The organism is Streptomyces sp. BI87 (assembly GCF_025957665.1).
Taxonomy (GTDB): domain Bacteria; phylum Actinomycetota; class Actinomycetes; order Streptomycetales; family Streptomycetaceae; genus Streptomyces; species Streptomyces albidoflavus.
Genome location: NZ_CP110079.1, coordinates 3,244,686 through 3,258,736, shown reverse-complemented (window position 1 = coordinate 3,258,736; position 14,051 = coordinate 3,244,686). Strand labels below are relative to the sequence as shown.

Genomic DNA, 14,051 nt, shown 5'->3' with positions numbered 1-14,051 from the left:
CTGGTGCGAGCGGTCCTGGTGAGCGATCGTCATGTGCACGGGGGAGGAGGAAATGATTAGAAGAGGTGGAGATCGTCCATGAGCAAGATGGTTCGTGTACTTTGCGCTTTCGCGGTCGCGGCTGCCTTCGGTGCGATCGCCAGTGGCGAGCCCACCTGGGAGAGCGAGCCCGCTTCCTCGGTGCTGGCTGAGCCGACCTGGGAGAGCAACCCGGTGGCGGTCCAGTCGGAGCCCACCTGGGAGTTCGCCCCGACCGGCGAGCCCACCTGGGAGTTCGCCCCGACCGGTGAGCCGACCTGGGAGATCGCCCCCGCGGGCGAGCCCACCTGGGAGACCGCCCCCGCCGGCGAGCCGACCTGGGAGGACCAGCCCACGGATGTCCAGGCATGAGCATGCCTCCGGACGACCATTCCTTCCGGCGTGAGATGGCCGCGGCCTACCGTTCTGGATGGCACTTCATCGACCTGGTCAGCGCGGTCCCCGAAGGGGACGAACCGCTGACGGTGACGCTCTTCGGTGAGCCGATCCTGGTCGTCCGGGACGAGGAGGAAGGGGTCCGGGCCTACCGGGCCCTGCGCCGCCCGCGGGGTGCCCCTCAGCCCGTGCGCTGCGCCATCCGCTACGGCATGGTCTTCGTCAACCTCGACCAGCGCGACCACCAGCCGGTCGAGACAGAACTTCTCTCAGCCACCCCCCGCAGCGCCTGAGACGCGATCCCCCCGTCGTCACAGATCGCCCAGGCGCTCCCCCCGGCAGCGACGTCACCGTGGACCTGAACACGGTGGCGTCGCTGTCGTTGTGGGGTCCTGCCGCACCTAAGGTTCCCGGATGCGCTCGGACCTCCTCCAACTCCCCGCGACACGCGCCAGACTCGCCCGCTTCCGCACCCAGGCCCTCGCCTCCGGCGTCCCCGCCGAGGAGATCGCCCGCTGGACGGCGGCGGCCCGCCCCTGCCTCACGCTGACGCCGGACGGGGACGGGCCTGTCGTCGCGCGGCTCGCTGGCCCCGCCCTCGTACCGCCGAGGTCGCCCGGGCTGCCGCACCCCCGGTACCACCACGTCGTGACCGTCGACCTCGCCGCGCTCCCCCGCGAGCCCGACATGCTGTCCCTGCCCGCCGGGGGACGGCTCCTGCTCTTCGCGGCCTACAGCGACGGGGACGGCGTGGCGGTGGGCTCGGCGCTGCACGTACCCAGCGGGTCGCCTCTCGTCGAGCGGGTGAGGGACACGAGCAGGGACCACCCCGGCTACGCGTGGGCGGGACTGGACGCGCTCCTCCTGGAGTCGCGGCGCGCACTCCGGGTCACGTACGACGTCTCGCTCCCCGACAACGAGACCCTCTACGACGCGGCGGAACACCCCGGCGCACACGGTCTGCGGCACGTGTGGCGGACGCTGCACACGCGGGCACGGTCGCACGAGGGCGCGTACCTGCGGATCGGCGGCTACAGCGACGACCCGTACGGCGAGGGCGACATCCTCACGCTGTCGGGCGAGGCGGCGGACCGCGCGGCGGGCCGCGACCCGCGCCCCGTCGACCCCTGGGAGCCGCCGCGCCCCGCCGACTGGGCCCTCCTCGCGCAGTGGAAGGGGCTCACGGGCGGCAACGTGTACTGGCTGATCCGGCGCGAGGACGCGGCCGGCGCGCTTCGACCGGGCCGCGTGCACGGGCTTCTCCGAGGAGGAGGACATGCTCTCGTGACGCGTGCGGGGCCTGTGCCGGCGGCGGGCACCGGCCGGACCGCCTCCGCGCGCGGGGGCCTACGCCTCCGGCAGGTTGCCCATCGCTCTGCTGACCGCGATCTCGATGACCACGCGGGACGGGTTCTCGCGGGGCTCGCGGAGATAGCGGACGGCGTAGCGGCGTTCGGCGTCGGCGATGCGGGCCGGGTCCTCGCTGACGGTGGCGATGCCTTCGAGGGTGGACCAGTAACGGCCGGCCAGCTGGCAGACGGCGACGCGGGCGCCCTCGGGGCCTGCGGCGCGGACGTGGCGGACCTTGGTGGTGGCGCCGCCGGTGATGATGCGGGCCAGCCGCTCCTCGGGGTCGTACGTCACGCCGACCGGGACGACGTGCGGGGTGCCGTCCGGCCGGGGGGTGGTGAGCGTGCTGACGTGCTTCTCACGCCAGAAGGCGAGGAAGCCCGCGGGGGGCGCGGTGAGGTCGAGAGCCATGGCGGCAGCGTACGGCCGGGGGTGCGCCCGCCGGTGAGCGGGAGCACCCCGGCCGTGGAGGAGGGGGGTCACTCGCCCCGGGCGCGGGCCTTCCTCGCCAGGCTCCAGATGGAGAGGAGAGCGATGAGGGAGAGGGCGATGATGTAGCCGGAGACCGCCATCGAGGTGCCGGTCGCCTCCAGGAGCAGCACCATGAGGAACGGGGCGAGCCCGCCGCCGGCGACGGCGGAGATCTGGTAGCCGAGGGAGGCGCCGGTGTAGCGCATCTCCGGCGTGAAGAGTTCGGCGAACAGGGCCGCCTGCGGGCCGTACATGATGCTGAGGAAGCAGCTGGCGACGAAGGTGCCGACGGCCAGCCAGAGCAGTGAGCCGGTGTCGACCAGCAGGAAGAGCGGGACGGCCCACAGGGCGATCCCGGCCGCCCCCGCCGCGTAGACGCGGAGCCGGCCGACGCGGTCGGAGAGGGCGGCGGAGGCGGGTATGAGGACGAGCTGGGTGAGGCTGACGCAGAGGGAGACGGCGAGGACCGGGCCGCGTTCCATGCCCAGTTCGCGGGTGGTGTAGTCGAGGATGCCGGTGATCAGGATGTAGAAGGTCGCGGTGTTGACGGCGAAGGAGCCGCCGGCCAGCAGGACGGTGCCGAGGTGGCCGCGGAGGATGGTGCGCAGCGGGGAGTTCTGCTCGCGCTTCTCCTTCTCGGCCAGGGCCTGTTCGGCCTGGCGGAACTCGGGGGTCTCCTCGACCCGTGTGTGGATGTACCAGGCGAGGATCAGCACCAGCAGCCCGACCAGGAACGGCACCCGCCAGCCCCAGCTGGTGAACGCGGAGTCCGAGGTGAGCGCGCCGGCCGCCAGGAAGACGCTGTTGGCGGTGACGACGCCGATGGGGACGCCGAGCTGCACGACGCTGCCGTAGATGCCGCGCTTGCCCTCGGGCGCGTACTCGGTGGCGAGCAGCATCGCGCCGCCCCACTGCGCGCCGACGGCGACGCCCTGCGCGATGCGGAGCAGGACCAGCAGGATCGGGGCGGCGACGCCGATCGTCTCGTAGGTGGGGAGCAGGCCGATGCCGGTGGTGGCCAGGCCCATCACGGTGAGGGCGAGGACCAGCATGGGCTTGCGGCCCTTCTTGTCGCCGAGCTGGCCGGCGACGATGCCGCCGATGGGGCGGGCCAGGAAGCCGACGGCGAAGGTGGCGAAGGCGGCGAGGACGCCGGCGGTGGGGTTGTCGGCGGGGAAGTAGAGGTCGCCGAGGACCAGGGCGGCGGCGATCCCGAAGATGAAGTAGTCGTACCACTCCACCGCCGACGCGAGGGCGGCGGCGCCGGCGACGCGTCGGCGGTTGGGGGCGACCGGGGCTGCGGGGGGCACGGGCTGGGCGGAGGCGGGGCTGTCCATGCGGGCACGCTCCGATGGGTGCGAGGGGGACGGTTCCCGGGAACGTACTGACCGGACGGTATGGGGTCAACGGTCGTGCACGAGGTTGTTGGCGCGAGGGGAACCGGGATGACCGAAGCCCTTGAGTGGACTAGACTCAACTTTGTGCACGGTGGCTCTGTCAGTGCCGGCCCGGTGCGGGCTGGGTACACGCCGGTCGCGGGCGCGCCCCGGCGCGACAGACCGGGCCCCGGCGGGACACGATGAGCCGGGCGGCACGCACGACGTACGAGGCACGACGGGACGGACGGACGAGGAGACGAAGACGTGGACGCAGAGCTGACCAACAGGAGCCGGGACGCGCTGAACGCGGCGACCACCCGGGCGGTCTCCGCGGGCAACCCGGACCTGACCCCGGCCCACCTGCTCCTGGCCCTCCTGGAGGGGCAGGACAACGAGAACCTGGTCGACCTCCTGGCCGCCGTCGAGGCCGACCAGGCGGCGGTCCGCGCGGGCGCCGAGCGCGCCCTCGGCTCGCTCCCCAGCGTCACCGGCTCGACCGTCGCCCCGCCGCAGCCCAACCGGGAACTGCTCGCGGTCATCGCCGACGCCGACCGCCGCGCCAAGGACCTCGGCGACGAGTACCTCTCCACCGAGCACCTGCTGATCGGCATCGCCGCCAAGGGCGGCCAGGCCGGCGAGGTGCTCAGCGGGCAGGGCGCGACGCCCGAGAGGCTGCTGGAGGCATTCCAGAACACACGAGGAGGACGCCGGGTGACCACGCCAGACCCCGAGGGGCAGTACAAGGCGCTGGAGAAGTTCGGTACGGACTTCACGGCCGCCGCCCGTGAGGGCAAGCTCGACCCGGTCATCGGCCGGGACCAGGAGATCCGCCGCGTCGTACAGGTGCTCTCGCGGCGCACCAAGAACAACCCGGTCCTCATCGGTGAGCCCGGCGTCGGCAAGACCGCCGTCGTGGAGGGGCTGGCCCAGCGCATCGTCAAGGGCGACGTCCCCGAGTCGCTGAAGGACAAGCGGCTGGTCTCGCTCGACCTCGGCGCGATGGTCGCGGGCGCCAAGTACCGCGGCGAGTTCGAGGAGCGGCTGAAGACGGTCCTCTCCGAGATCAAGGAGAGCGACGGCCAGATCGTCACCTTCATCGACGAGCTGCACACCGTGGTCGGCGCGGGCGCCGGCGGCGACTCCGCCATGGACGCGGGGAACATGCTCAAGCCCATGCTGGCCCGCGGCGAGCTGCGCATGGTCGGCGCGACGACGCTGGACGAGTACCGCGAGCGGATCGAGAAGGACCCGGCGCTGGAGCGCCGCTTCCAGCAGGTGCTGGTGGCCGAGCCCAGCGTCGAGGACTCCATCGCGATCCTGCGCGGCCTCAAGGGCCGGTACGAGGCGCACCACAAGGTGCAGATCGCGGACAGCGCGCTGGTGGCCGCCGCGACCCTCTCCGACCGGTACATCACCTCGCGCTTCCTGCCCGACAAGGCCATCGACCTGGTCGACGAGGCGGCCTCCCGGCTGCGCATGGAGATCGACTCCTCGCCGCTGGAGATCGACGAGCTCCAGCGCTCCGTCGACCGGCTGAAGATGGAGGAGCTGGCGCTCGACAAGGAGACCGACCCGGCCTCCCGGCAGCGGCTGGAGAAGCTCCGCCGCGACCTCGCCGACCGCGAGGAGGAGCTGCGCGGGCTCACCGCCCGCTGGGAGAAGGAGAAGCAGTCCCTCAACCGCGTCGGTGAGCTGAAGGAGCGCCTGGACGAACTGCGCGGCCAGGCCGAACGCGCCCAGCGCGACGGCGACTTCGACACCGCCTCCAAGCTGCTCTACGGCGAGATCCCCGCCCTGGAGCGCGACCTGGAGGTGGCGTCCGAGGCCGAGGAGGAGGCCGCCAAGGACACCATGGTCAAGGAGGAGGTCGGCCCCGACGACATCGCGGACGTGGTCGGCTCCTGGACCGGCATCCCGGCCGGGCGCCTGCTGGAGGGCGAGACGCAGAAGCTGCTGCGGATGGAGGCCGAACTCGGCCGCCGCCTGATCGGCCAGAGCGAGGCCGTCCAGGCCGTCTCGGACGCGGTCCGCCGCACCCGCGCCGGGATCGCCGACCCGGACCGCCCGACCGGCTCGTTCCTCTTCCTCGGCCCGACCGGCGTTGGCAAGACCGAGCTGGCCAAGGCCCTCGCCGACTTCCTCTTCGACGACGAGCGGGCCATGATCCGCATCGACATGAGCGAGTACGGCGAGAAGCACTCGGTGGCCCGCCTGGTCGGCGCGCCTCCCGGCTACGTCGGGTACGAGGAGGGCGGCCAGCTCACCGAGGCGGTGCGGCGGCGCCCGTACAGCGTGGTGCTGCTCGACGAGGTGGAGAAGGCGCACCCGGAGGTCTTCGACATCCTGCTCCAGGTGCTGGACGACGGGCGGCTCACCGACGGGCAGGGCCGGACGGTCGACTTCCGGAACACCATCCTGGTGCTGACCAGCAACCTCGGCAGCCAGTACCTGGTCGGCTCCGCGCCCGAGGAGAAGAAGCGGCAGGTCATGGAGGTGGTCCGCTCCTCCTTCAAGCCGGAGTTCCTCAACCGGCTGGACGATCTGGTGATCTTCTCGGCGCTGGACGAGGACGAGCTGGCCCGCATCGCCGGACTCCAGATCGCCGGACTGGCCAGGCGCCTCGCCGACCGCCGCCTGAGCCTCGACGTGACGCCGGAGGCGCTGGCCTGGCTGGCCAAGGAGGGCTTCGACCCGGCGTACGGCGCCCGGCCGCTGCGCCGCCTGATCCAGACGGCCATCGGCGACCGGCTCGCCAAGGAGATCCTGGCCGGCGAGGTCCGCGACGGCGACACGGTCCGCGTCGACCGCGTCGAGGACGGCCTCCTCGTCGGCCGCGCCGAGGGCTGACGCCCTGCCCCGGCCCCGCGTGTCCGCCGTACGGATTGAGCCCTCGGCGGACACGCGGGGGTGGCGGGGCCGCGGGGTTGCCAGGGGCGGGCGGGGATGGGAGAGGATGCACGGGAAACCGTACGAAGGGAATCACACGGTGAGCATCGACCCGTCCTCCATTCCGAATTTCGGGGGCAAGCCCGAACCGCAGGCAGCAGGACCGGCGGGCCCCGTCGTCCCCGACCAGGATCTGGTCAAGCAGCTGCTGGACCAGATGGAGCTCAAGTACGTCGTCGACGACGAGGGTGACCTCGCGGCGCCGTGGGAGGAGTTCCGCACCTACTTCATGTTCCGTGGCGAGGGTGACCAGCAGGTCTTCTCGGTGCGGACGTTCTACGACCGGCCGCACCAGATCGACGACAAGCCGAAGCTGCTCGAGTCGATCGACGACTGGAACCGCCGCACCCTGTGGCCGAAGGTCTACACCCACACCCACGACGACGGCACGGTCCGCCTCATCGGCGAGGCCCAGATGCTGATCGGCACCGGTGTGGCCCTGGAGCACTTCGTCTCCTCCACCGTCAGCTGGGTCCGCGCGGCCATCGAGTTCGACCGCTGGCTGGTCGAGCAGCTGGGCCTGGAGTCGGAGGTCGACTCGGCCGAGCCCAAGAACGACGAGGAGTAGGAGGCACCCCCTCCCGCCCCACGGCGACCCCGGAGCCCGTCCCGCACCCCAGCGGGGCGGGCTCCGGCGCGCCCGCCCCTGGGCTCACTCCCGGTACCGCCCGGCCAGCTCCGCCACCGTCCGCGCCACCGCCGCCCGCAGCCCCGCCGGAGCCAGTACCTCCGCCTCGGCCCCCAGCCGCAGCAGGTCCCCGACGGCGACCGCCTCCGCCTCCACCGGCAGCCGCACCTGCACCCACCCGGCCGCGTCCGGCTCCCCGGCGCTTTCGGCCGCCTCGCTCCCCGCCGCCCCGAAGAGCATCGGCAGCAGCTTCACCGCCCGGGGCGACAGCCGCACCACCGCCGTCTCCTGCCGCACCGCCGCCGCCAGCCGCTCCGCCGACCGCGACCAGTACGCCCCCAGCTCGAACCCCTCCGGCCGCGCGAACCGCGTACCCGTCACCTCCGCCTCGGCCAGCCGCGCGATCCGGTACGTCCGCACCGGCCCGTCCGCCCGCTCGCCCGAGGCGGCGACCAGGTACCACAGGCCGCCCTTGAGGACGATCCCCAGCGGGCACAGCTCCCGGCGCACCTCACCGCGCCACCGCCGGTAGCGCGCCCGCACCACCCGCTGCTCCCACACCGCCCGCGCGACCGCCGCGAGGTGCCCGGCCGGATCGGCCTCCCGGAACCAGCCGGGCGCGTCCAGGTGGAACCGCTCCCCGACCAGCCGCATCCGCTCGGCCGCCGCGCCCGGCAGGGCGGCCCCGACCTTCCGCCGGGCCGAGGCGAGGACCGGGCCGAGCCCGAGATCCTGGGCCTGCCCGGGCAGCGCGGCCAGCAGCAGGGCGCCCGCCTCGGCCTCGTTCAGGCCGGTCAGCCGGGTGCGGTAGCCGCCCAGGAGGCGGTAGCCGCCGAGGGGCCCCCGCTCGGCCACGACCGGGACCCCGGAGGCGGCCAGCGCCTCCACGTCCCGGTAGACGGTTCGGACCGACACCTCCAGCTCCGCGGCGAGTTCGGGCGCGGTCAGCCGCCCCCGGTTCTGGAGCAGCAGGAGCAGGGAGACGAGCCGGTCCGCGCGCATGCGGGCATTCTGCGCCCCCGGCACCGGTACCTGACAGGAGGTGTCAGGTACGCCCACCAGGCTCTCCGGTGCGAGGACGGCACCCGCCGCCCGCTCCCCTCCCGGAAGGACCCGCCCCCATGCCCGCCGAGACCCCCATGCCCGCCGAGACCCACGGCCACTTCGTCTGCGAGGGCTGGCAGGAATCCCCCCTGGGCCCGCAGGACGGCCCGGTCCGCCTGGCCCGCGCCCTGGTCGCCAACACCTACTCCGGTGCCATCGAGGCGACCCGCACCACCTGCGCGTACACCATCGCGTACACGGTCCCCGAGGACGGTTCCGCGCCCACCGCCGGCTTCTGCACCGGCATCCAGCTCCTCACCGGCACGGTGGCGGGCCGCACCGGCACCTTCGTTCTGGAGGAGCGCGCCACCTTCACCCCCGAGGGCGTCGAGTGCGCCTTCACCGTCGTCCCCACCCACACCGCCGATCCTCTCCAACGGCTCACCGGCTCCGGGTCGTACACGGCGCGGCACGGTGAGCGGAAGGTCGCGTACCGGTTCGCTCACGAGGTGGGGTGAACGGGGGCGAGGGTGGCGTACCCGACGTACGCGGGCCCGCGGAACGACCCCGCGCGCTCAGTGCGCCGTGCGCCGCCCCCGCACGCCCCTGCGCCGGGGGCCCGTGGGTCTCGCGCTCCGGCGACACTCTGAGGATGGCTGTCACTCATCCCGGTGCGGAGTCGGCGTCCGTCTCCTTCACCGACCTTTTCCGGAACCCGCGGGGCGTCGCGGCGAGGGTCGCGACCGCGGGCCGGCTGCGCCTCACCCTCCAGGACGCGCCGGACCTGGTGCTGACCACGGCATCGGTCGCCGAGATCGCCGAGAAGAACCTGACCACCGCCTCCCGCCTCTTCCTCGCCCTGCTGAAGCAGAAGGACGGCGCCAAGTCCCTCCAGGCGGCCCTCCCCGAGGTCTTCCCCTGGACCCGCCACCTCGACGCCCGGGAGACCCGCGCCTTCACCCTCGAACTCCTCGAATCCCTCTCCGACGCCGCCGAGTTGAGCACGGGGGACGGGGTGCGCCGGGCGGTGGTGTCGTGGCGGGCCATCGCGCGGGGGAGGGCCGAGTCGAGGGGCCGGGGCCGACCCTGACCAGCCGCCTGGCGCGCGCTGGTCAGTCGCTCTCGGTGCGGCCCGGTCCCTCGTAGGTGCGCGAGAACACCGGCTCGTTCCAGGTGCTGCCCTCCGCCGTCTCCTGGCCCCCCAGCCCCGCCAGCCTCTCCGCCGCCTCGCTCAGTACCTCGTCCTTCTTGCAGAAGGCGAAGCGGACGAAGGGGGAGCCGGCGGCCTTGTCGTCGTAGAAGACGGCGTTGGGGATGGCGACGACACCGGCGCGGGACGGGAGGTGGCGGCAGAAGTCGATGCCGTCGGTGTGGCCGAGGGGGCGGACGTCGGTGGTGATGAAGTACGTGCCCGAGGGGCGGAAGACGCCGAAGCCGGCGGCGGTGAGGCCGTCGGTGAGCAGGGCGCGCTTGGCGCGCAGCGAGTCGCGCAGATCGTCGTAGTAGGCGTCGGGCAGGCGCAGGGCCTCGGCGATGGCGTACTGGAAGGGGCCGGCCGAGACGAAGGTGAGGAACTGCTTGGCCGAGCGGACGGCGGAGACCAGGGCGGGGGTGGAGGTGACCCAGCCGACCTTCCAGCCGGTGAAGGAGAACGTCTTGCCGCTGCTGCTGATGGTCACCGTACGCTCGCGCATGCCCGGGAACGAGGCGAGCGGCAGGTGGGCGCCGTCCAGGACGAGGTGTTCGTAGACCTCGTCGGTGACGACCAGGAGGTCGCGTGCGACGGCGAGTTCGGCGACGGCGGCGAGTTCTTCGCGGGTCAGCACGGTGCCGGTCGGGTTGTGCGGGGTGTTGAGCAGGATGAGGCGGGTGCGCGGGGTGACGGCGTCGCGCAGCTCGTCGAGGTCGAGCCGGAAGGTGCCGGACCCGGCGTCGGGGCGGAGCTGGACGGGGACGCGGGTGCCACCGGCCAGCGCGATGGAGGCGGCGTAGGAGTCGTAGTACGGCTCCAGCGCGATGACCTCGTCGCCGGGCTCGACCAGGGCCAGCAGGGAGGCGGCGATGGCCTCGGTGGCGCCGGCGGTGACCAGGACCTCGGTGTCGGGGTCGTAGGTGAGCGCGTACCGGTGCTGCTGGTGCTCGGCGATGGCGTGGCGCAGCTCGGGGACGCCGGGGCCGGGCGGGTACTGGTTGCCGAGGCCGTCGCGCAGGGCCCGGACCGCGGCCTCGCGGACCTCCTCGGGCCCGTCGGTGTCGGGGAAGCCCTGGCCGAGGTTGATGGCGCCGGTGGCCTGGGCCAGGGCCGACATCTCGGCGAAGACCGTGGTGCCGAATTCGGCCAGCCTGCGGTTGAGGAGGGGCCTGTCGTTCATGGTGTTCCGCCGTCCGTCGCGCCCTGTCCGGCGTGCCGGACCCGTGCCGAGCGGCCATTGTGCCAGGCGGGTGCGGGGCGGGGCGGGGGTGTGGGGCCGGGCGTGCGGGCGCGAACCTCTGGAGTTCCTCAACTCCGCTTTGGGCGTCGGGCGGCAGGGGGATCGTCAAGGCGAACCCGTCACGACGGGGCGCCCGCGACCGGGAGACCGGTGGGAGGCTCCGGCGGACTCAGGGGGACGGGGACGACTACGGGGAGGGCTGTGATGTTCGTATTCGCGGGGTTCGTGGTGGTGGGCGTGGTCTGCCTGATCGCGGCGCGGCGGAGCAAGGCGTCGGCGAAGCGCAGGCGCCGGTCCGGTGGCGGCTCGTACTCGGGAGGCGGCGCCACCGGCGGTGGCTGCGGCGGCGGGGGCGGCTGGTGGGACAGCGGTTCCTCGGACAGCGGTTCCTCCGGCGGCGGTTCGTCGGACGGGGGCTCCTCCTGCGGGGGCGGCGGTGGTGGCGGGGGTTGCGGCGGCGGGAGCTGACGCACCGCGCGGCCTCGTGGCTCGTTCCGGCGCGCGCTCGCCTCGCGCGCGCCGGATCTCGTACGCCCCCGCGTCCGGGGGACCGCCTCGCACGGGGGAGCGCGGGCGTGGGCGCCGGGGGCGTGTCCGTGGGCGGAGGGGGAATCGATTCACCTGCGTGAAGCGGGAATTGGGGCGTGCGGGGCGCGTGGGGCGGGGGCGCCGGTGAGGTTGCGGGTGTAGATGGTTGAACGGTTGAGCTATTTCACCCCCGGGGGGATGGAAACCCTCTGTGATCGGGTAAAAACGCTGTGGCGCCAAGGTGGTTCGTGATTCCCTCGAATCCGTCCATACAGCCCCCGGGACTTCGCCCGCGTACTCCGAGTTCCCGTGAGGGGCGGCCACCCATTCCTGCGTGTTGCGGAGCCGAGTCATGCTCACGACCCTCAAGACCGTCTACACCGATACACGTGCGTCCGACCTCGCCTGGGCCCTGGGGCGTGAGCCGCTGCCCGCCCTCGCCACCCTCGATCTCCGCCTCGGCGGCACCGCGTTGCAGCTCAGGCTGCTGGGCGCCTCCCACCAGGTGCTGCTGGAGCAGGAGCGCGGCGTCTGCTCGGAGACCGTGGCCTGCATCCCCGGCAGCAAGAGCCCGCTGCCGGTCGGCGTCTCGGAGCGGGTCGGCGACTGGGAGTACGAGTTCTCGGCGCGCGTCGAGGTGATGACGCCGAGCGCCTTCTCCGGGCGTGCCCAGGAGCTGCTGACCCTGGTCGCCGACCACCCGCACGGCCTCGCCGGGGTCTTCCCGGGCAGCCCCGACGCCTTCACCGCGCTGATCGCCCAGTGGCGCGACGGCCAGATGCACTGGCGGACCTGGCACGCCTACCCGGAGGAGGGGCAGCTCGTCGTCACCCGCTCCCGGGCCGGTGCGCGCAGCGCCCGGCGGGTGCGCCGGACGGCGGAGGCGGCCCGCTCCTGACCCGCCTCGCGAGGGCGCGGGGGCCGCGTGAGGTGCGGTGTCCGGTGCGGGTGCGCCGGGCGGGTCCGGGGTGTCCGGTGGGGCGTGCGAGGCGTTGGCGCGCGCGGTGCGGGGCGACCCGGCGCGCCCGCGCCCGCTCCCCGCTCCTGGGGCACTCTTGCGGGTGACAGGGTGTGGCGGAGCAGTGACGTAGCGTTCACGGGGTGACGGAACCCGTAGCCCCGACCCGACCCGTGCCCGGAGCAGAACGTGCTTCGCGGGGGCGGGAGTTCAGCGGCGGGCTGCCGGTCGGCCCGGGCCCGGCGCGGCTGCTGGTGCTCGCCACCGTCTTCGTCTGCGCTGCCTGCGGCCTGGTCTACGAACTGGAACTGGTCGCCCTCGCCTCGTACCTGATGGGCGATTCGGTCACCCAGGCGTCCGTGGTGCTCTCCGTGATGGTCTTCGCGATGGGCGTGGGCGCGCTGTTGGCGAAACGACTCCGCTGCCGTGCCGCACTGGGTTTCGGCGTCGTCGAGGCGATCCTCGCGCTGGTCGGCGGGGTCAGCGCGCTGGCGCTCTACGCCTCCTTCGCCTGGTCCCCCGAGTGGTTCGCCGGGGGGCTGGGCGGCGCCCGGTTCCTGATGGTGGGCTTCTCGCTGCTGATCGGCGTGCTGATCGGCGCCGAGGTGCCGCTGCTGATGGAGATGATGCAGCGCATCCGGCGCCAGGACGCGGGCGGCGCCGTCGCCGACCTCTTCGCCGCCGACTACGTGGGCGCCCTCGTCGGCGGCCTCGCCTTCCCCTTCCTGCTGCTGCCGCTCCTCGGCCAGCTCACCGGTGCCCTGCTGACCGGCGCCGTCAACGCCTTCGCCGGGGGCGCGCTGGTCCTCGGCCTCTTCGGCCGCGAGCTCTCCCGGCGTTCCCGGCGGCTGCTGGTCCTCCTCAACGTCACCGTCCTCGCCCTCCTCGGCACCGCCGCCGCCCTCGTCGGCGACTTCGAGGACGCGGCCCGCCGGGCGATGTACGGGGCGGACGTCCGCGTCGCCGTGCAGAGCGAGGTCCAGGAGATCGTCCTCACCGGCGGCAAGGGACCGACCCTCGCCCTCTACCTGGACGGCCGGCTGCGGGTCAGCGGCGCCGACGAACACGGCTACCACGAGGCGCTGGTGCACCCCGCGATGGCGGGGCCGCACGCCCGCGTCCTGATCCTCGGCGGCGGCGACGGCCTGGCCGCCCGCGAGGTCCTGCGCCACCCGGGCGTGCGCCGGGTCGACCTGGTCGAACTCGACCCGGCCGTGGTGGACCTGGCCCGCCGCGACCCGGGCCTGACCACCCTCAACGACCGCGCCTACGGCGACCGGCGCCTCCACCCGGTCACCGCCGACGCCTTCGACTGGCTGCGCTCGGCCCGTACGGGGACGGGCGCGCGGCCGGGCGGCGGCTACGACGTGGTCATCGCCGACCTGCCGCACCCCGGCATCACCTCCAGCACCAAGCTGTACTCCGAGGAGTTCTTCGGCCTGGCCGCGCGGGTGCTCGCCCCCGGGGGCAGGATCGCCGTCCACTCCGGCTCGCCCGCCGACCGCCCGAAGACCTTCTGGACCGTCGACGCGACCCTGCGCGCGGCCGGGCTGGTCACCACCCCCTACAGCGCCTCCGGGACCGGCGGCGCCTTCGCCTTCGGCCCGGACCGCGCCCCGCGCGACCACCCGAAGGCGCCCGACTGGGGGTTCCTCCTCGCGGGCCGGGAGCGCCCGCCGCTGACACTGGCGCCCCCCGGTGACGGCGGACCCCCGCTCACGCTCGACCCGGCCGCCCTGCGCGCCGGCGGCCTGGCCGCCGAGGCCACCCGGTTGCCGGACCTGCCGCCCTCCACCCTCAGCCACCCGCGCTACCCGCACTGAGCCACCCGAACCGGGCGGCGACAGGGCGCCCGAGCCCTTCCGGCGCCGTCGACGCGGGTACAGGACGGCGTCGGCGTG

At 73.7% G+C, this 14,051-nt stretch carries 13 protein-coding genes; 9 read left to right on the top strand and 4 right to left on the bottom strand.

Going from position 1 to position 14,051, the window contains the following annotated elements; translation table 11 throughout:
* Positions 1-78 precede the first annotated feature (78 nt).
* Positions 79-390 carry a hypothetical protein gene (locus OIM89_RS14305; protein WP_030696104.1) on the top strand — a complete coding sequence of 104 codons (312 nt, stop codon included), beginning with the start codon at positions 79-81 and terminating at the stop codon, positions 388-390.
* The gene (locus OIM89_RS14300; RefSeq protein ID WP_023418461.1) at positions 387-707 is read left to right on the top strand and encodes a hypothetical protein; all 321 of its coding nucleotides are present in this window, start codon (positions 387-389) and stop codon (positions 705-707) included. The genes OIM89_RS14305 and OIM89_RS14300 overlap by 4 nt, the downstream gene beginning before the upstream one ends.
* Before the next feature lie 1,054 nt (positions 708-1,761).
* Here the strand turns inward: OIM89_RS14300 and OIM89_RS14295 are convergent.
* Positions 1,762-2,175 carry a pyridoxamine 5'-phosphate oxidase family protein gene (locus OIM89_RS14295; RefSeq protein WP_030696106.1) on the bottom strand — a complete coding sequence of 138 codons (414 nt, stop codon included), beginning with the start codon at positions 2,173-2,175 and terminating at the stop codon, positions 1,762-1,764.
* Between the two features lie 68 nt (positions 2,176-2,243).
* Entirely contained in the window at positions 2,244-3,572 is a 1,329-nt protein-coding gene (locus OIM89_RS14290) for an MFS transporter (protein WP_047466172.1), read from the bottom strand.
* 306 nt (positions 3,573-3,878) lie between these two features.
* Between OIM89_RS14290 and clpB the strand changes: the two genes are divergently transcribed.
* Both clpB and OIM89_RS14280 read left to right on the top strand, forming a co-directional pair.
* Complete coding sequence (gene clpB, locus OIM89_RS14285; RefSeq protein ID WP_264491328.1) at positions 3,879-6,461, top strand: ATP-dependent chaperone ClpB; 2,583 nt, start codon at positions 3,879-3,881, stop codon at positions 6,459-6,461.
* Positions 6,462-6,600: 139 nt separating this feature from the next.
* Positions 6,601-7,128, top strand: a complete 528-nt coding sequence (locus tag OIM89_RS14280; RefSeq protein ID WP_003949192.1) for a YbjN domain-containing protein — start codon at positions 6,601-6,603, stop codon at positions 7,126-7,128.
* An 84-nt stretch (positions 7,129-7,212) separates the two neighbouring features.
* Here the strand turns inward: OIM89_RS14280 and OIM89_RS14275 are convergent, their stop codons facing one another.
* The gene (locus OIM89_RS14275; RefSeq protein WP_030696109.1) at positions 7,213-8,190 is read right to left on the bottom strand and encodes a helix-turn-helix transcriptional regulator; all 978 of its coding nucleotides are present in this window, start codon (positions 8,188-8,190) and stop codon (positions 7,213-7,215) included.
* Between the two features lie 119 nt (positions 8,191-8,309).
* Between OIM89_RS14275 and OIM89_RS14270 the strand changes: the two genes are divergently transcribed.
* Positions 8,310-8,750, top strand: coding sequence for a DUF3224 domain-containing protein (locus OIM89_RS14270; RefSeq protein ID WP_151168760.1), 441 nt, complete (start codon positions 8,310-8,312; stop codon positions 8,748-8,750).
* A gap of 134 nt (positions 8,751-8,884) precedes the next feature.
* Complete coding sequence (locus tag OIM89_RS14265) at positions 8,885-9,322, top strand: hypothetical protein (protein WP_151168758.1); 438 nt, start codon at positions 8,885-8,887, stop codon at positions 9,320-9,322.
* A 22-nt stretch (positions 9,323-9,344) separates the two neighbouring features.
* Here the strand turns inward: OIM89_RS14265 and OIM89_RS14260 are convergent, their stop codons facing one another.
* Entirely contained in the window at positions 9,345-10,604 is a 1,260-nt protein-coding gene (locus OIM89_RS14260; RefSeq protein WP_254643101.1) for a pyridoxal phosphate-dependent aminotransferase, read from the bottom strand.
* Positions 10,605-10,868: 264 nt separating this feature from the next.
* Between OIM89_RS14260 and OIM89_RS14255 the strand changes: the two genes are divergently transcribed.
* From OIM89_RS14255 to OIM89_RS14245, 3 genes are all read left to right on the top strand, one after another.
* Complete coding sequence (locus OIM89_RS14255) at positions 10,869-11,132, top strand: hypothetical protein (RefSeq protein WP_030696113.1); 264 nt, start codon at positions 10,869-10,871, stop codon at positions 11,130-11,132.
* Between the two features lie 412 nt (positions 11,133-11,544).
* A complete protein-coding gene (locus OIM89_RS14250) occupies positions 11,545-12,090 on the top strand; it encodes a DUF2617 family protein (protein WP_264491327.1) in 546 nt (181 codons plus the stop codon).
* A 233-nt stretch (positions 12,091-12,323) separates the two neighbouring features.
* Positions 12,324-13,973: a polyamine aminopropyltransferase gene (locus tag OIM89_RS14245; RefSeq protein WP_030696115.1), complete on the top strand. Its 1,650-nt coding sequence runs from the start codon at positions 12,324-12,326 to the stop codon at positions 13,971-13,973.
* The last annotated feature ends 78 nt before the right edge of the window (positions 13,974-14,051 follow it).

What these genes read in the sequence shown, in the direction of transcription:
- OIM89_RS14290 (WP_047466172.1), bottom strand. Translation starts at nt 3,572, where the DNA reads ATGGACAGCCCCGCCTCCGCCCAGCCCGTGCCCCCCGCAGCCCCGGTC.
- OIM89_RS14255 (WP_030696113.1), top strand. Translation starts at nt 10,869, where the DNA reads ATGTTCGTATTCGCGGGGTTCGTGGTGGTGGGCGTGGTCTGCCTGATC.
- OIM89_RS14270 (WP_151168760.1), top strand. Translation starts at nt 8,310, where the DNA reads ATGCCCGCCGAGACCCCCATGCCCGCCGAGACCCACGGCCACTTCGTC.
- OIM89_RS14250 (WP_264491327.1), top strand. Translation starts at nt 11,545, where the DNA reads ATGCTCACGACCCTCAAGACCGTCTACACCGATACACGTGCGTCCGAC.
- OIM89_RS14305 (WP_030696104.1), top strand. Translation starts at nt 79, where the DNA reads ATGAGCAAGATGGTTCGTGTACTTTGCGCTTTCGCGGTCGCGGCTGCC.
- OIM89_RS14260 (WP_254643101.1), bottom strand. Translation starts at nt 10,604, where the DNA reads ATGAACGACAGGCCCCTCCTCAACCGCAGGCTGGCCGAATTCGGCACC.
- OIM89_RS14275 (WP_030696109.1), bottom strand. Translation starts at nt 8,190, where the DNA reads ATGCGCGCGGACCGGCTCGTCTCCCTGCTCCTGCTGCTCCAGAACCGG.
- OIM89_RS14295 (WP_030696106.1), bottom strand. Translation starts at nt 2,175, where the DNA reads ATGGCTCTCGACCTCACCGCGCCCCCCGCGGGCTTCCTCGCCTTCTGG.
- OIM89_RS14300 (WP_023418461.1), top strand. Translation starts at nt 387, where the DNA reads ATGAGCATGCCTCCGGACGACCATTCCTTCCGGCGTGAGATGGCCGCG.
- OIM89_RS14265 (WP_151168758.1), top strand. Translation starts at nt 8,885, where the DNA reads ATGGCTGTCACTCATCCCGGTGCGGAGTCGGCGTCCGTCTCCTTCACC.